Raw genomic sequence first — 16,315 nt, forward strand, 5'->3', positions numbered from 1 at the left:
GCGTAGAGCCTGCCCGCCACCGATGCCCTCCGAGGGCGCCGATCCCTGTGGTGGAGCGCCGTGTCGGCCGGGGAACTCGCGGTCATGCTCGCCCACCGGCGTCACCTACGGGTAACACCCCGAGCCCGGGGTCGGCCTCGGTGGACAACGCTCCTCGACCTCTGGCCCTCCCCGCGGCTCGGACGGCCTCACGGCCGTGCTGGACAGGGCATGACCTGCGAATCCCCCCAAAGTCGTTGCAATATAAAGTACCTCTTGGGAGAACGGCTCCACCGGGAGCCGTGACCATGGTCCGGCCCGCGGAGAACTGAGTGGCGAGAAAACGCAGGACCCCCGTGTCGGTACGCGGCCACAAGCGCCGCCTGCCCAACGGGGGAACGACGTACGTACGTCGGCACACCCGAACCTACTGGACCGGGCGGAAGCCCCCACTCGCCGTGCGCAGGCCGGAACGCTCCACGGGATCGGCGCGACACATCCCGACGCGATCGGCGTCGAACACTACGCGATCCCCCTCACCGAAGGCTTCGACGACCGCATCGACCAAGCCCACGGAGGCAAGTGCGGCCTGCGGCGGGTGGGGATGCTTCGGCCTTCTGTCCACCGTCATGATTCTCGCCTCGCTGATATCGGAGGCCGGTGAGCGGCCGTACCTGTCCATCGTCGTTCCGCTTTTCGTCGCGGCGGTGGCCGCGGGCTGGCTGTGCGGCCGCTCCCCCTCGCCCAGCACGCCCCAGGGACGGAGGCGGTTGGCGACAGCCAGGCGGATCGCGCTGGCCTCGGGCATCTCCATCGCGATAGTGCCGATGCTCCTGTGGGAGGCGGTGTCCGACACCGCGGAGCCGGCACCCCTGTGGCTCAACGGCATCCGAAATCTCGGTATGGGCTTCCTCCTGTCCTGGGCGGCCGGCGCGCGAAGGGGGATCCGCCACGCCGCTTCAGCGCAGAGTGCGTCTCGCGAGCCATGTTCGCCACAGCATGAGGCTGCTCGGAACGACCGGACCGCCGACCCGGAGGGAGCCGCACCGCCCCGTCCCACCAGGTATGACGGGCCATAGGTACGACACGGGGGCGAGTCGGGTGCGGCCTGGGGCATGACTGATCGTTCCAGAACGAGACTGCCCGGTCGGGAAACTCTCATCTTGAAACGATCAGTTACCCCAGCTTTGTCCGCGATCCGCAGCTCCCGGGAGTTCCGCGCGCTGGTGCAAGGAGCGCTGGCCAGGGCGGAAGAACTGGCCGCGGAGTGACCGACCGGCTCCCGCGGCGGGTGAAACCAACGGGTGCTGCCCTTCCGCCGAAGGACAGCACCGCGCGGGACTGCACGGCCGCGAGCGCCACGAACGCGGCCCACTGGTCCCGGCCGACCCGCAGCACGGGACCGTCGGCCGCGGCCTTGGAGTCCCGTACGTACACGGCACCCGCGCCGGCGGCCACCTCGACGCAGTCCCCGCCGTTGGTTCCGCTGTGGCTGCTCTTGAACCACGCGAGCGGTTGCCCCGCATCAAGAACGTGTGGGGCAAGGTGGCGCTCCTGTCCTCACCTGCATCGCGTTTCGTTTGAGTTTCTGATCAATAGCCGTGTAAGTGCTGCCAGGAGCCGGCCGGCGCGCTCATGTGACTGGGGCAGGCCCTGACAGGTGGGCGTTCTCCTGGTGCGTGGCGGTGAGCCTGACGCTGCTGAGACGCCAGCCGTGCGGTGTCCGGACGGCCTCGTTGTCGTAGAAGCCGACGACCAGCCATCGGTCCGGCCCGCCGCCTGCCCGCTCCTTCGGCACCCAGTGTTCGGCGCGGACGTGCGCATGGAGGGTCGCGCGGTCGCCGTCGATCTCGACGACGTGACCTGTGACGGTGTGGTGGGTGGCGGAGAAGGGGGCGAAGGCTTGGCCCAGCACGTGGACGTACTCGTCGAGCGGCACGGTCATGGGCGGCAGGCCGATGACCGAGGAGAAGTCGAGGGTCACCGAGTCGCTGTAGACGAGGGAGGGGAGGCGGGTGAAGTCCTTGAGGTCGGCGATGTCGGCGTAGCGGCCCATCAGCTCGATCAGTTCGATGCGGTCGGCAAGCGTGGTCATGAAGGACTCCCTGTGGACTCGGGTGCGGGCGTGGGCGCGGTTTTCGGCTTTCGGGACCGGTGGCTCATCGCGAGGATGGTGTCCATCAGCCGGGCCGGCAGGAAACGGGCGAGGGGGATGACGAAGGCGGCGTCCGTGCCGAGGGTGTACCGGGCGCGCGGGCGGGGTGTGGTCGCCACCCTGGCGATCCTGGCCCCCGCCTTCTCCGCCGGTAGGGCGCGTTCGAGGAAGGCTGTGTTCGACGACACCGTCGCGTTGATGAGGCCGCTGTAGAGACGCTGGTGCTCGGCGCTCATCCCGGCGGCGAGTTCGAGGGAGATGTCACCGCTGCGGGCGGCCATCTCGGTCCGGACGCCGCCGGGCTGGACGACGACCACCTGCACGCCGTGCGCCGAGACCTCGCGGCGCAGGGAGTCGCTGGCCGCTTCGAGGGCGAACTTGGTTCCCGCGTACGCCCCGAAGACGGGCAGCGCGGCCACTCCGCCCACGGAGCTGATGTTGACGATTCTGCCCCGGCTCCGCCGCAGGAAGGGCAGGAGTCCCTGGATGACGGCGATGTGCCCGAAGAGGTTCACCTCGAACTGCTCGCGCCACAAGGTGAGAGGGAGCACCTCGACGGGGGCGTTGATCTCGATCCCCGCGTTGTTGACCAGGACACGCAGGAGGCGCCGCTCAGGGTCGTCGGCGATCCGCCGGGCCAGAGCCTCGATGTGTTCCGGGACGGTGATGTCCAAGGTGACCGGTTCGATGCCGTCGGCCCGGACGGCGTCGGCCTCGCTTTCGGTGCGTACCCCGGCGAGGACGTGGTAGCCCATTGCGGCGAGGGCCTGCGCCGTCGCGGCCCCGATGCCCGACGAGGCGCCGGAGACGACGACGAGTTCGTCCGACTCACGAGGGTTCTTCCGCGGATCTTTCCGTGGACGAATCACAGCTGCGGGTCCTTTCACGAGGCAGGGGGCGCGGGTGCGCCAAGGGGGAAGCGCGTGCCGGTCGGTTCCTCCGGCACCTTTCACAGCCGCCGTGCCGCCGGGCCGTCACGCGCTCGGGCGGCCCGTCCGACCAGCGTCGGCGCACCGCGCATGCCCCACAGTCGGTGGGGGCCGACACGGCTGTCGCCGGGAAGGTCCGCGGTGGCGGCGTACAGCGCAGGCGGGACGCCCTCCTCGGCGCTGTGGGCGACGAGCCTGATGAGGAACCTCTCGACGCGGAAACCGAGGGAGGGCTTCCAGGTCGGCGGGAGGGAATCTGGACATGCCGCGAGAGTAGTCATTGGCAACATTGTTGTCAATGCAAACATTGCGCCGAGTAGGCTGGCCCCATGCCTGACACCACCGAGCAGCGGCCCTACCACCACGGGAATCTCCGCACGGAGTTGCTCGACGCGGCGGAGCGCAGCCTGAGGGCGCACGGGGTCGAGCAACTCTCCCTGCGGGACTTGGCCCGGGACATCGGCGTGAGTCACGCGGCGCCCCGCCGGCACTTCGCGGACCGCCGCGCGCTGCTGGACGCCCTCGCCGAGTCGGGCTTCGTCCGCCTGGGCGCGAAGCTGCGGGCCGCGGTGGACGAGATCGACGACGAGGACGACCTGCCCGCTCGCCTGCACGCGTTCGCGTCGGCCTACGTCCGGTTCGCGACCGAGAATGCCGCCCTGACCGGGCTGATGAACTCCAGCAAGCACCGCCCAGGGGCGACCGCGGTCGCCGAGGCCGCCGCAGCCGCGTTCGGGCAGATCAGCGACCTGATCGAAGAAGGCCAGGCGCGCGGCGAGTTGGAGGAGGGCGACCCGGAGGACATCGGACTCGTCATCTACGCCACCGTCCTGGGGATCACGTCCATGCTCAACAGCGGCATGATCGAGCCGGGACGGCTCGAAGGACTCGTGGACACCGCGGTGACACAGTTCCTGCGAGGCGCCCGCCCGACGGAGCCGCGCTGACCGAACCGCAAGATCGCGCCCTGTCGATCGGCAGCGGGCTCGTCCGCGTCACCTCGGCTGAGGCGGTCGAGCCCGTCGCCGTGCTCAGGAGTTCCGAGGGCGTTTACAGGCCCATGAGTGCCACGAACGCGGCCCACCCGTCCCGGCCGACCCGCAGCACGGGACCGTCGGCCGCGGCCTTGGAGTCCCGCACGTACACGGCACCCGCGCCGGCGGCCACCTCGACGCAGTCCCCGCCGTTGGTTCCGCTGTAGCTGCTCTTGAACCACGCGAGGGCGCCGGGCTGCTCAATGTGCTGGTCGATGCTCATAGCTCTCCTGCCAAGCGCTCGATGAACCTGGCAGACTCCTCGGTGTTGAGGGCCTGTGAGCGCAGCATTCCATACTGGAGACAGAACTCACTGACCTCGTTCCGGTCCGAGCGGATGTTCACGACCCCCTGAGCCTCGATGGAGACGAACTGCCGCCGTTCGACGGTCTCCAGCAGGACGAACTGGCCGTTGACCCCGCTGTGCGCGGCCCGTTGGGTCGGCATCACCTGGATCTCCACGTTCCGCATGCGGGTGCGGTCCCGCAGGTGCGCGAGTTGTTCCTCCAGGACCGCTCGGCCGCCCACCGTCCGGTGGAGAGCGCCCTCTTCGAGGATGAACGAGAACACGACACACGGGTTCTTGCGCGTCAACAGGGACTGCCGGGCGAGCCGGGCGGTGAGGTGCTGCTCGATGGCCTCCTCTTCGATGGGCGGGAAGTGCGCTTCGAGAAGAGCACGGGCGTACGCCTCCGTCTGCAACAGCCCCGGCACCAGCATCGGGTCGTACGAGAAGCGACTGACCGCCTCGGCCTCCAGCGAGGCGAAATCCTGGAAGAACAAGGGCAACTTCGCCCGATCCACGTCCTCCTGGAGCACCCGCAGCGCCCCGCCCGCCTCCAGCACCCGCTCCGCGGCCTCCGTGAAGGCCGCCTTCGCCGGTCTCCGTCCCTGTTCGACGGAGGCGACCTGCTCCAGCGAGTAGTCGATCGCCTCGGCGAGGGCCTGCTGGGTGAGGCCGGCGCGTTCACGGAAGAGGCGGACCAGCTTGCCGTAGGCGCTCCAGGCCGCCGGGCGTTCCTTGTCCGGTCCGCGCCGGCCGGTGGTCCCGCATTCCCGCTGGGTGGTCCTGCCCATCGCGCCCCCTCGTCCCGCGCAGCGTTCCGTCGTGACCGGTAACGACCGGCCCTGCGTTCCGGCCACGGGCACGGACTCGTACACCTGCCGTACGGACCCGTACGGCGGCCGTACCGCGTGACCGGGTACGGAGGCCCGACCTCGCGAGGCCGCCCGCGTGACGGGACGGTGACTCCGTGAAGTCGACCAACATCAGGGTGGAACCGTCCACCAGTGCCCCCCACCTCACCGTCCGCCTCAGCAGCACCGCACGCGGAGCCCGTCTCGCCCGCCGTCTCGCCGGACAGCAGCTCGCGGCCTGGGGAATCCCGTACGACTCCGAGACCTCACAGGCCGTCGCCCTCGTCACGGCCGAGCTGGCGGCCAACGCCGTCACGCACGGCCGTACCCCCGGACGGGACTTCCGCCTGACGCTGCTCCTCCTGCCCGAGCACGGCGTCGTCCGCGTCGAGGTGACCGACACCCGCCCGGGGCGCCGCCCTCGCGACCCGGCGACCGAATCGGCGGTGCCCGACGCCCCGTCGGGACGTGGACTGCTGCTCGTGGCGGCGTACGCCGAACGATGGGGCTGCGAGGCGCGGGACGCGTACACGAAAACGGTCTGGGCGGAGGTCGGACGACCCACCTGATTCCCTGCCGCGCAGGCAGTCGGACCGAGCCCCCGTAGACACCGTGGCGTGGGTGCGTGAGGCGAGCCGGCACCCCGCACGGTGCGGGCCATACTGGGGCCATGCTCGATCCCATCGGACAGCTGTCGCCGCTCCAGCACCACCTGTTGCGGGAACTGGACCTCTGCGACCTCCCGGCACCCGAAGCGGGGCCGGAGTCCTACGTGGTGCGGAACCTCGACACGGACGCGGTCCGGGACGCCCTGCCCACGCTGCTGTGGGCAGGGCTGGTCGAGCAGCGGGACGGGGGCCGGGGCACGCTCCGCCTCACCGCCACCGGAGCGGCGGCTCTGCGCACGGCGGAGTGCGACGAGTTGGCGGCGCGGTTGAGCGCGGTGTCGGCCTTCGCCGACACCGTGGCGCGCGGTACGGCGCCCCGCTCCGCCGGACACGCCCTGAGACTGCTCGCGGAGGGGACGTGGACCCTGGAGCAGGCCGAGGCCCACGTCGCGGCCGGCGAGGGTGCGTAGCCGCGGTCACGGTTCGTCCGCCGGTCGGTCGAAGTCCAGCACGACGCGTCGACGGGCGCGGTCGGCTCTGGGCTGAGGCGGGAGGACGCCCGCAGACGTGAGGTCGGTGACGGTGACGACCGGGGAGTTCACGATTCTCGTGGTGAGGGCTTGTTGTGCCGGAGCGAGGTCGACCAGGCGGCGCAGGGCAGACAGCAGGTCGATCAGCTCCGCGGACCACTCGCTCGGCCACGTCGTGACGTGGAGGTCGTCCAGTGGGCTGGTCTTCCGGCTGGTGGGGGATGCCTTCCGGTAGCCGAACCACTTCTTCACGACGCGCATGCCGCCGACCTCGTAGTTCCAGACCTCGGGCGGGACCCCCGTGAAGGTGCCCGGCCCCACGTGGAGGGTGCCGCTCTCCTCGTCGTACGCCATCGTGTCGGGCACGGTGGAGCCGATCGGTGTCACGTACCGCACCTGGCGCGGGTCTCCCGGAGGGAAGCCGACCCCTTCCTGGCCGGACGCCGGTGCGTTGAGCGGATCGCCCCGCTCGCCGTAGGTGGCCGCCCACAGGAACGCCCGGCCGACACGGACCGCCTCGCCCCACAGCTCCGGGTCGCGGGTGAGGGGTAACCGGACGCCGGGGGTGAGCAGTTCCTCGGCGAAGTGTTCGGTGAAGGCGCTGTGCCCGGCGACGGCCACGGCGTAGGCGGCGAGGTCGTGCACGGTTACCCCGTCCAGGCCGAGGACACCGGACAGGCGCCGGAGCAGGCCGGTGGGCACGTTGGCACTGCCGTCCGGGTGGAGGACAGGGTGCACCCTTCCGCCACGGCCGTTGAAATGGTGCGTGTCCGGGAGCAACGCCGTCGCCACCAGCGCGGGACCGCCGTCGATCTCGTGGCTGCTCTGCTGGTTGAGGAACACCTGCCCGGGCTGGAGCGACTCCCACAGGTCGGGCCTGGGGCGGTCGAGTACTCGGTTGTCGGCAATGAGCCATTGGCGGTCGAAACTACGCAGGGCGACACGCAGGAGCGGGGGGCGAGTGCCGGCTTCTCCGCCGATGGTCCGGTCGGGATGCGGAAAACCGGGCAGGCACGTGACCCGTGCGTCGAGCCGACGGTCCCCTGTCTCTTTGAAGAGGAGGGCCTTGGCCTCCGGGTCCTCCTCGCCGCCGAGACGAGCCCAGCGGCGCTGGAGGACCGACGGGTGAGGTGACGTGACCCAGGAACGGTTGGTCTTGCAGCCCGGACTGCCCCAGGGGAACAGCGCGTCCAATGCCGGGTACTCCTCCCAGCCGGACAACGCGGCGGGAGTGAAGGGCCGTACCCCTTGCGTGTGTGCGTCCCGCCAGCCGTCGTCGTCCAGGCCCACCGCCTGGAGCCGGGCGAACTTCTCGGCGCGCTTGCCGTGCAGGGCCCGGTAGTGGATGCGCGCGGGGCGGGTGGCGTCGTGGTCCGCGCGCCGGACGAAGAAGCAGACGGACAGCGGCTGGGCGACGTGCGGGAAGACGCGGGTGGCCACGTCCGAACGCTGCCCCTCGGGCGACAGATTGATGACCCACCCCTCGTCGCACGTCCTGCGCAGGTAGTCGCGCATACCCCGCCCGGCAGGACCGGTGGCGAACGCGGACGGGGTGATGAAGCAGACGACGCCGTGCCGGTCGTCCGCGTGGGCGTCGAAGACCTTCCAGGTGGCCCAGCGCCAGAAGTAGACGTACAGGTTCTTCAGCGCGTGCTCGTAGCGGCCGTTCCCGGGGTGGCGGAAGTCGTCCAGGGGCGGGCGGCCCTGGCCCTTGACGCGTTTCTCGATCCAGCCGCCGCGGTTCTCGGCCTTGTCGTCGTAGGGCGGGTTGGAGAGGACCACGGTGACGGGGACGTTGGCTTTGACGTGGTTGGCGCGGGCACGGGAGACCGAGAGGGCCGCGTAGGTGGAGGCGAGCTGCTCCTCCTGGACGTACGGGTCGTCGAGCGTGTCCGTGACGTGGAGGTTGAGTCCGCCCGGCGGGAGCTCGGCGCCGTGCTTCTTGAGCAGGTCGGCGGTGCGGAGTTCGGCGACCGCGAACGGACCCATCTGCAGTTCGAACCCGTACAGGCGCCCGGCGAGACGGCCGATCGCGTCGCGCGCCATGGCCTCGCCGGAGCGTGCGGCGGCCTGCCGCGCCACCCGCTCGATGATCGTGTGCAGGTAGGTTCCGGTGCCCATCGCGGGGTCGACGATGTGGACGCCGTCGTCGCCGTAGCCGTGGGCCTTGCCCAGGCGGGTGCGCAGGACCTCCTCGGTGAGGCGCACCATCTCCTCGACCACCTGGTGCGGGGTGTAGTAGGAGCCGCTGCGCCGGCGCAGGTCGTCGTCGTAGACGGAGAGGAACGACTCGTAGAGGTGGAGGTAGGCGTCCCGGTTGCCCTGCCGGATGGTCTCCCAGCCGACGGATTCGACGGTGCGGGCGAGGAGGTCCAGGGTCACCTCGAAGCGCTCGTTGACGTTGTCGGTGAGGAGTTGGAGGGCCTTGCCCATCAGAGCGTGACCGGAGTGGAGCCGTCGGCCGATCTCGTGGAAGCTCGTGCCGGTGACCGGGATGCGCTCCGTGCGGGCGAGGAGCAGGGCGAAGGTGACGGTCTGGGCGTAGCCGTCGGCGAAGGTCGCGTCGTCGGCGGTGGGGAAGAGCAGGCGGCGCCAGTCGCTCCGCAGACCGGTGAAGGGGCGCTCGACGGTGGGGTCGTCGGCGTCCGTCCCGCTCTCCGCGCGCAGTTGTTCCCGCACGGCCTCGCGCAGGAGGCGGCACAGCGGGGCGATGTGCTGGACGAGCACCGAGACCCGCCGGACCTCTCGCGGCTCCCAGAAGAGCACCGTGCGTGCGAGCGCGTCGAAGGCGGCCGGATCGGAGGCGGCGAGTTTCGCCCCGGCGCTCTTCAGCGCCCCGGACAGCACGACCTCCTCGCCGACCTGCGTGCCGTACTGGAAGACGCGCCAGTGGGTGCCGTTGGTGTAGAGCAGGTTCGGCAGGTCGCGCAGGCGCTGCCACTGCCGTCTGTCGTGACCGGTGAAGGTGTCGGGGTCGATGCTCTTGCCGGGCCGCTTCACCTCGATGTAGCCGGTGATCTGCGCGTCGACGCGTACGGCGTAGTCGGGCCGGACGCCGAGGTGCGGTATGCGGGTCTCCGGATGCCAGCCGATCTCGCGCAGGGCGTGGTGCTTCCCCAGGGTGCGGAACAACTGCTCCAACGGGCCCCGGATCGCCGCCTCCCGATCACCCGGCCCCGCCAAGCTGCGTTTGCACTCCGCGCCGAACGCCGAAACGGCGTCCTGTAACCACTGCAGGTGTGCGTCAGCCATGGTCCCCCCAGACCTCGGGCCCCGGGACGTGACACGGAGCCGACCCCTCCTGATGTGCAGTATGGGGCAGTTTCGGACCAAACGGCAGGGCGCGTACGTCGGCCGGCGCGCTCGGTTCGCGCGTCGGCACGGCCGTCCACGGCCGGGGTTCCCGTCCTCGCCGCTGGTGTGGATGCGTCGTGAGTGTGCGGCACCCGCGTCAAGAGAACAAGGGTGTACGCGCAATCTCGCAGATTCCTTGTGAACTCAGTGCATGAAAAGCATACTGGAGTGGATCGTGTCACCCGCGCCGGCCGGGTGGACATTCCTCCGAGGTCCCCCTGCGAGGTCCCATGCTCGACCACCGTCTCGTGCAGACAGCCGTGATCGGTCACAAGGACTCCGACCATCCGGTCATCCTGCCGATGGACGCGTGGGAACTGGACCGCTGGCGCGGGGCGCACCCCGGCTACAGCTACTGGTGCGGACTGCAACTCGGCGGCTGTGGCGGGGAGCTGAGCGACCGCCGTTACACCACCAAGGTGTGCCACTTCGCCCACCACCCGACGGCTCCGGTCTGCCACCGGAAGAACAACGGCGAGTCCAGCGCCGACCACCTCTTCATCAAGCGGGGAGTGCGGAGGCTGCTCGGCGAGCGGAAGGTGGAGGGTCGGGTCGAGACGCGAGACCTCGGCACCGGTCCTGGCGACGCGGTGGACGTGTACCTGCCCGCCAGCCGCCGCCGACTGCGCTTCCAGCTCAACGCCGTCGACTACCGGTCCTGGCGCCGGGCCGACGACGAACTCGCCGCGGACGCCGCCGGCATCGACTGGATCTTCTCGTCGGAAGGACCGGTCACCCAGCAGTTCGTCGGCCGCCACGGCTACTGCCTCCGGGTCCGCTGCGAGACGGTGGGCGGCGAGCGCCGCGTCCACATCGGGGCCGAGGCGCGGGACCGCACGGTGTCCTGGACCCCGCTGGAGGAGTGCGCGGTGACGCCGTCCGGCATCATCACGCCGGACACCGAGCGGATCCGCCTCACCCGCCCCAGGCCCCGGCCGACCGCGTTCCCGCTCCAGGGCGGCCTCGTCTTCGCACTCGCCCCCGAGGGCGACGTGCCGGCCGACTCCCCGTTCGCGGCGAAGGACCGGCACCTGCTCGTGGCCGACGTGAAGCCCGTGGACAGCCCGATCGTCCGAGCGCTGGTGTCCCTCCCGGGAGACACCGAGGTGCCGCCGGCCGAGCACGTCTACCGCGTCGCCGACGGCGCCCGCTTGCTGATCGCCGAGGGCACCGCGGGCTGGGCGGTCGAGGCGAACCGCTATGTACGCCTCAACGCGCACGAAGCCCAGCGCACCGGTCTGTGGGTACCGCCCGCCACTTCGGAACCCCTGTTCGTCCCTGAGCCCGTACGCCGGGCGGCGCAGGCGTCCCCACCACCGACGACACCGGCCGTGACGGCGACACGCACCGCGGTGACCGAGCCACCGCCGGTGAGCGGCACGCCAGTGGCAACCGCGCCGATGACCCGCGCCGAGCTGGTGACGGCCCTGCGCGACGCCTTGTCACATCACGCCCGCCTGCACACCACGACCACGTGGGAGACCCTCGCCCGCACGGTGAACCCCGAACTGGCGAGGTACTCCCACACCGACCGGCGGTACCTGCTCGTCGAGGTGGACAGTCCGCTGCGCGACCACGCGCCGGTCCTGTCGGCGCTCATCCGGGAGGGGGACGCACCGCTCCCGTACCTGTCCAACATCCTCTCGCAGCTCGGCGTGGCCTACGCCGGCACGTCGTCCAGGATCAAACGCTGGGTGGCGGTGGAGACCGAGCGGGCGTTCGCGGCGTACGGGACACCCCCGCGCACGATGCCGCCGCGCTTCTCCCTGAAGCCCGAACAGCCGCTGGTGCGGGGGTTCGTGAGGAAAAGCGGGGGCCTGACCCCTGAGGTCAAGGTGCGGCGCCCCGTCGACCGTCAGGTGAACACGGCGAGACCGATGGGCAGGACGGTCGCCGACACCTCCATGGTGAAGCGTCTGCGCTCCCTGGTCCAAGAGCTCGCCGGCCTCCTGGGCTTTGCCGACAAGACGACGCGGAAACGGGCGCGAAAGGTCATCAGTGAGGCGCAGACGTGGCTCGCGCACCACGACGGCGCACTCCTGCCTGCAGCCCGACGGGCCAAGGTGGCCGACAGGAGCTCCGGCTACTACGTCCGTCTCGTCGAGGACGAACTGAAGGCCGTGAACGACGGTCTGAAAGCGGCGAATCGGCGTACCGACAAGGAGGCGAAACGGCTGGCGAGGATGGAGGCGGCCCAGAGCAAGGCCAGGCTCGCGCGGTCAAGGGAACCCTCCAGGCGCTCCACGCCCGCCGAGGACCCGGTGGACCGACTCAGAAGCCGGCTCACCGGAGTCGCCGCGCAGGGCGGCACCGTCGCGATCGGCGACCTGGACACCGGCGAGTCCGGCCTGGGCCCCCGGCACTGGCTGGTGACGCTGGACCGGCGAGCGGGGGCCGACGGCACCCCTTTGCTCTCCGCGCTGGTCGTGGACGCCTGCGGCGGCCCGGTGGTCTTCTTCCGGGACGTCCTCGGGGCCGCAGGACTCGCCGTGCCGCGGACGGAGGAAGCCCTGCTGGCGATCTGGCGGCGGGAGCAGGAACGCGCCCACGCCGCTCACGCCCGCCCGCCCCGTCCACTGCCTCCCCGCCTCGTCCCGCGGGCCTCGGTGCCGGAGGACGGGACCGGGCGGTGAGGCGGGGGTGCGCGTCAGCCGACGGCCTCCGGCCGCCGGGGCGACGCGGACGGCGGGCCCTGCGCGGGGAGGACCAGAGCGCGGGCGAGGGCTGACGTCACCGGGGCGGCATGGCCCGGCAGTCGTCGGGCGGCCCACGCGGCCGCCAGGGCCAGGAACCCGGCCAGGTCGCGCTCCGCTCCGGTGAGCAGACGCCGCAGGTCGCCGACGGCGAGCCCGATCACGGGGCTGTCGTCGCGGTCGGCGTCCACGGTCAGGCGGATGGCGTCGCCGTGGCGTTCGGCGAGCGGGGACGGGTCGTGGCCGAAGGAGGCCCGGCCGTCCCTGTCGAGGACGTCGAACCAGTCGCGGCGTTCCTCGAGGCCGTTGCAGCAGCCCGGCAGCAAGGTGACGCCGGAGGCGGTGTCCGTGACCCGCAGGCCACCGGACGCGAAGAGGTCGTCCATGGTGAGCAGCCCGTGCAGGAAGGAGCCGAGCGGGTCCGCGGGCCGCGGCGGGCGGTCGTCGGCCGCCGGTACGACGTCGTTGTGGGCGGCGATGCTCATGACCGCCGTGCCGACTTCGGCGGGAGCGAGCGCGCCACTGAGCGGCAGGAAGCCGTACGGCTCGATGCCGGCGACCGGCCAGAGCGTGAAGCCGGCGGGATCGGAGACTTCGAGGACGGGCTGCAGCACGATCACCCGGAGAGTGTGCGGCACGTCGTGCCCCCTCCGCACTTCCGTAATTCCGTCGAGTTCCGCACGACCGCCGCCTACCCTGACGGCATGGGCCACGCGAAGACCTCCTACATCTGCCTGCCCTGTCGGGCCTCCTACAAGCAGCCCTACGACAGGGACAGGCCGCACCGGGTCTGCCCCCGTTGTGCGGAACCGCTGATCCACGTGGGATCGGCCTTCGCGGCGCCCCCGCGCCGGGACACCGCGGCCTGGCGAGCGCTGTCCGTGCTCCTGCACGCGGGCGTCCACTTCCACAAGAGCTGCTGTGGCGGGCCCGGATACCGTCCGCGCACCCTGAGGGAGATCCGCGAGCGCATGACGTACGCCCGCCGCACGGGCGAGCCCTTCGCCAACGCACTCGTCCGCTACGACCTGCCGTGACCGCGGCCCCGGCCCCCGTCGACGCGCACGGAAGCCGGACGGCGGCGCGGGGCGTCGCTCAGGCGGAACAGTCGGCCTGCGACGACTGCCGGTGCTCGACGGGGGGCATGACCTCGCGGTGGGCCGCTCGGTAGGAGCGGAGCTTGTCGGTGACGATCACCCGGGGCGCCGTGCGCGTCTTCCTGAGCAGCTCACCCAAGAAGCGGCGGGCAGCAGTCTTGTCCCGCCGGTTCTGTATGAGGATGTCGAGCACGTCGGCGTCGACGGCCCGCCACAGGTACTTCTGCTCTCCGTCGATCTTCATGAAGACCTCGTCCAGGTGCCATTCGTCCCCGGGGCGGGGCTGCCGGCGGCGCGGCGCGCCGGCGTAGGCCTGCCCGAACCTGGCGCACCGGCGGCGTGCCGTCTCAGGGGAGACGAGCACGCCGCGCCCCGGCATCAGTTCCTCGACCTCGCGAAAGCCGAGCGGGAAGCGGAAGTACAGCCACACGCAGTGCGCGATGACCTCCACCGGGTACCAGTGCCCCTTGTACGACGACGGCGCGCCGTCCACGGACGATCCCTCCCGGCATGACCAGCCAGAAGATCATCCCACCCGGTCAGTCAACGTGACAGTGCCCAGGATCGGCCCAGGATCCCCCGAGCGAGCTACCTGTTGTGTTCTCTCCGGGGTGACGCGCGCCACCGGTGGTCTCTTGTTGACTCGAATCGTCAACACAACGGCCGGACAAGGCCGACCAGCCCAGCAGCTAAGGACAACACCATGGCCACGACACGCAGTTCCGCGCAGCACGGTTTCCCCAGAGGCCGCCGAATCACCACAGCTCTGCTGGTTTCCACGCTGGCAGGAACCGCGCTGGTCGCGTGTGGTGCCGACGCCAAGGGCTCGCAACCGGCCGAGGTCTCCGGCAAGAGCGTCGGCGAGACCGCGGGCGACGCCAAGATCACCTGGGGCAGGTGCCCGGCCCTGGCCGAGGGACGAACCCGTGACCCCCACCTGGCCTGTGGAACGTTGAAGGTGCCACTCGACTACCGGAACCCGGGCGGCATGAAGATCGACGTGGCGGTCTCCCGGCTGTCCACCGCACAGCCCGGGAAGCGACATGGCGTTCTGCTGCTGAACCCCGGCGGGCCGGCCCTGGGCGGTCTCGGCATGCCCGAAACCCTGGCGTCCACACTGCCGAAGTCCGTGCTGGACCGCTACGACCTGATCGGTTTCGACCCGCGCGGCGTCGAACACAGCACCCCACAGAGTTGCGGTCTGCGGGACCCCAGCGTGTCCGGGCTCTTCCCCTATCCCGCCGCGGACGGCTCGATCACCAAGAACGTGGCCCTCGCCAAAGCCGACGCCAAGCAGTGCGCCGACACGGTGGGCAAGAACCTGCGGTACTACAACACCGCCAACACCGCCCGCGACATGGACCGCATCCGCCGGGCGCTCGGTGAGAAGAAGATCTCCTACTGGGGCCAGTCCTACGGCACCTACCTCGGCGCCGTCTACCGCTCCCTCTTCCAGGGCCACACCGACCGGATGATCCTGGAAGGCAACGTCGACCCCACCAAGGTATGGGCCGACCAGGTGGCGGACACCTGGGGCAAGGGCATGGCCGACCGGTTCCCCGATGCCGCCCGCATCGCCGCGGCGCAGGCCGGCACCCTCGAGCTGGGCACGAACGTCGCGCAGGTGACCCGCACCTACCTCACCCTCGCCGACCGGCTCGACCGCACGCCCGCAGCGATTCCCGGCGCATCGGTGTCGCTGGACGGGGCGCTGCTGCGGAACATGACCTACGCCCTGCTTCTGCGCAACGACACCCTTCCCGTGCTCGCCAAGTTCTGGAAGGCCGCCGACAACCTGACCCACGGCAGCACCACGGCCGCTGACACCGCGGTTCTCAAGGAGGTGTTCGCCGGAACACCGACGTCCCCGGGCATCCCCGCGGACAACCAGGCCACCATGTTCATGGCTCTCACCTGCGGCGACGCCGAATGGCCGCACGACGTCGACGGCTACGCCGCCCGCACCGCCGCCGACCGAAAAAAGTGGCCGCTCACCGCGGGCATGCCCGCCAACATCTGGGCATGCGCCTACTGGGACAAGCCGGCTGAGGCGACCGTCAAGGTCGTGAAGGGCGGCCCGCGCAACACCCTGATCCTGCAGAACCGCCGGGACAATGCCACCTCGTGGGAAAGCGGCGTCGGGCTGCACAAGTCCCTCGGCGACGGTTCTGCCTTCGTCGGCGTCGACAACGGCGGGCACTACGTCTACGGCGAAGGCTCCGCCTGCGCCGACAAGGCCACCGCCGGCTTCCTGACCACCGGCCACCTGCCGGACAAGGACGTCTACTGCACCGACGTCACCCGGAAGTAACCCGCCGGAACGCGGTGCTTCCCCGTCCGGCCCGCTGTCCGGTTGGAGTCGCCTCGATGGGGCCGGTGGAAGTCGCCCCGTTCGCGGAAGTGCCACACTTCCGGTCGGAGCTGTACGCATGTCTGACTGCGCGGGGCGACGCGTTGTTCGAGTTATGCGACGCGCTGCTGTGCACTGACGGGCCGGTGCGGACGCTGGTCGATCTCGCGCTCGCGCCCGAGCATCGTCGTGGTCACGGGGCTCTGTACGGCGGACTCAACCAGGGCCGGATCGACGTCGCCCGGCTGCGTCGGGGCAGAGGTTTGGCGACTGGCGGTGCCGCACAGGCCGGGTCAGTTGAAGGCCGTGGCCACGGCGTCCGAGAGCTGGTTCAGTATGTCCCGCGAGAGTTGTACCGAGCCGGTGAACGAGAGGAAGCCGTGAACGGCTCCCTCGACCGGGAGGTGCTGGACCGGCACGCCGGCATCGGCCAGTTTGCGGGCGTAGTG

At 70.7% G+C, this 16,315-nt stretch carries 14 protein-coding genes and 3 pseudogenes; 7 read left to right on the forward strand and 10 right to left on the reverse strand.

Features of this window, described 5'->3' with window-relative positions:
- Positions 1 to 406: 406 nt before the first annotated feature.
- The 5 genes and pseudogenes from ACH4VX_RS12280 to ACH4VX_RS12300 form a co-directional block, all read right to left on the reverse strand.
- Positions 407 to 793 carry a hypothetical protein gene (locus ACH4VX_RS12280; RefSeq protein ID WP_398367310.1) on the reverse strand — a complete coding sequence of 129 codons (387 nt, stop codon included), beginning with the start codon at positions 791 to 793 and terminating at the stop codon, positions 407 to 409.
- Positions 794 to 1,326: 533 nt separating this feature from the next.
- Positions 1,327 to 1,491: pseudogene (locus ACH4VX_RS12285) on the reverse strand (DUF397 domain-containing protein); the annotation flags it as partial.
- A gap of 121 nt (positions 1,492 to 1,612) precedes the next feature.
- Positions 1,613 to 2,074, reverse strand: a complete 462-nt coding sequence (locus tag ACH4VX_RS12290; protein ID WP_398367311.1) for a nuclear transport factor 2 family protein — start codon at positions 2,072 to 2,074, stop codon at positions 1,613 to 1,615.
- Positions 2,071 to 3,003, reverse strand: coding sequence for an SDR family NAD(P)-dependent oxidoreductase (locus ACH4VX_RS12295; protein WP_398367313.1), 933 nt, complete (start codon positions 3,001 to 3,003; stop codon positions 2,071 to 2,073). Before ACH4VX_RS12295 ends, ACH4VX_RS12290 begins: the two co-directional genes overlap by 4 nt.
- An 80-nt stretch (positions 3,004 to 3,083) precedes the next feature.
- A complete protein-coding gene (locus tag ACH4VX_RS12300; RefSeq protein WP_398367314.1) occupies positions 3,084 to 3,344 on the reverse strand; it encodes a hypothetical protein in 261 nt (86 codons plus the stop codon).
- Between the two features lie 48 nt (positions 3,345 to 3,392).
- Here ACH4VX_RS12300 and ACH4VX_RS12305 point away from each other — a divergent pair, with 48 nt between their 5' ends.
- A complete protein-coding gene (locus ACH4VX_RS12305) occupies positions 3,393 to 4,010 on the forward strand; it encodes a TetR/AcrR family transcriptional regulator (RefSeq protein WP_398367315.1) in 618 nt (205 codons plus the stop codon).
- Positions 4,011 to 4,113: 103 nt separating this feature from the next.
- Here ACH4VX_RS12305 and ACH4VX_RS12310 read toward each other — a convergent pair whose 3' ends face one another.
- Together ACH4VX_RS12310 and ACH4VX_RS12315 are read right to left on the reverse strand one after the other, a co-directional pair.
- Positions 4,114 to 4,320 carry a DUF397 domain-containing protein gene (locus tag ACH4VX_RS12310; protein ID WP_398367316.1) on the reverse strand — a complete coding sequence of 69 codons (207 nt, stop codon included), beginning with the start codon at positions 4,318 to 4,320 and terminating at the stop codon, positions 4,114 to 4,116.
- Positions 4,317 to 5,174: a Scr1 family TA system antitoxin-like transcriptional regulator gene (locus ACH4VX_RS12315; RefSeq protein WP_398367317.1), complete on the reverse strand. Its 858-nt coding sequence runs from the start codon at positions 5,172 to 5,174 to the stop codon at positions 4,317 to 4,319. The genes ACH4VX_RS12310 and ACH4VX_RS12315 overlap by 4 nt, the downstream gene beginning before the upstream one ends.
- Before the next feature lie 176 nt (positions 5,175 to 5,350).
- Between ACH4VX_RS12315 and ACH4VX_RS12320 the strand changes: the two genes are divergently transcribed.
- On the forward strand, positions 5,351 to 5,803 hold the full coding sequence (locus ACH4VX_RS12320) for an ATP-binding protein (RefSeq protein WP_398367318.1): 453 nt from the start codon (positions 5,351 to 5,353) through the stop codon (positions 5,801 to 5,803).
- Between the two features lie 101 nt (positions 5,804 to 5,904).
- Positions 5,905 to 6,312, forward strand: a complete 408-nt coding sequence (locus ACH4VX_RS12325; protein WP_398367319.1) for a hypothetical protein — start codon at positions 5,905 to 5,907, stop codon at positions 6,310 to 6,312.
- Positions 6,313 to 6,318: 6 nt separating this feature from the next.
- Here ACH4VX_RS12325 and ACH4VX_RS12330 read toward each other — a convergent pair whose 3' ends face one another.
- Positions 6,319 to 9,624 (reverse strand): type ISP restriction/modification enzyme, encoded by a 3,306-nt coding sequence (locus ACH4VX_RS12330; protein WP_398367320.1) that lies wholly within the window; start codon positions 9,622 to 9,624, stop codon positions 6,319 to 6,321.
- A gap of 332 nt (positions 9,625 to 9,956) precedes the next feature.
- Here ACH4VX_RS12330 and ACH4VX_RS12335 point away from each other — a divergent pair, with 332 nt between their 5' ends.
- Positions 9,957 to 12,359 carry a hypothetical protein gene (locus ACH4VX_RS12335; protein WP_398367321.1) on the forward strand — a complete coding sequence of 801 codons (2,403 nt, stop codon included), beginning with the start codon at positions 9,957 to 9,959 and terminating at the stop codon, positions 12,357 to 12,359.
- A 14-nt stretch (positions 12,360 to 12,373) separates the two neighbouring features.
- Here ACH4VX_RS12335 and ACH4VX_RS12340 read toward each other — a convergent pair whose 3' ends face one another.
- Entirely contained in the window at positions 12,374 to 13,057 is a 684-nt protein-coding gene (locus ACH4VX_RS12340) for a hypothetical protein (RefSeq protein WP_398367322.1), read from the reverse strand.
- A 66-nt stretch (positions 13,058 to 13,123) separates the two neighbouring features.
- Here ACH4VX_RS12340 and ACH4VX_RS12345 point away from each other — a divergent pair, with 66 nt between their 5' ends.
- Positions 13,124 to 13,456 (forward strand): deoxyxylulose-5-phosphate synthase, encoded by a 333-nt coding sequence (locus ACH4VX_RS12345; protein ID WP_398367323.1) that lies wholly within the window; start codon positions 13,124 to 13,126, stop codon positions 13,454 to 13,456.
- 88 nt (positions 13,457 to 13,544) lie between these two features.
- On the opposite strand, the pseudogene ACH4VX_RS12350 reads toward ACH4VX_RS12345, so the two are convergent.
- Positions 13,545 to 14,009 (reverse strand): annotated as a pseudogene (locus tag ACH4VX_RS12350) (IS6 family transposase); the annotation flags it as partial.
- Positions 14,010 to 14,219: 210 nt separating this feature from the next.
- Between ACH4VX_RS12350 and ACH4VX_RS12355 the strand changes: the two are divergent.
- Positions 14,220 to 15,827 carry an alpha/beta hydrolase gene (locus tag ACH4VX_RS12355; RefSeq protein WP_398367324.1) on the forward strand — a complete coding sequence of 536 codons (1,608 nt, stop codon included), beginning with the start codon at positions 14,220 to 14,222 and terminating at the stop codon, positions 15,825 to 15,827.
- Between the two features lie 56 nt (positions 15,828 to 15,883).
- Positions 15,884 to 16,117 (forward strand): annotated as a pseudogene (locus tag ACH4VX_RS12360) (transposase); the annotation flags it as partial.
- Positions 16,118 to 16,315 lie beyond the last annotated feature (198 nt).

The organism is Streptomyces sp. NPDC020731 (assembly GCF_044334705.1).
Classification (GTDB): Bacteria; Actinomycetota; Actinomycetes; order Streptomycetales; family Streptomycetaceae; genus Streptomyces.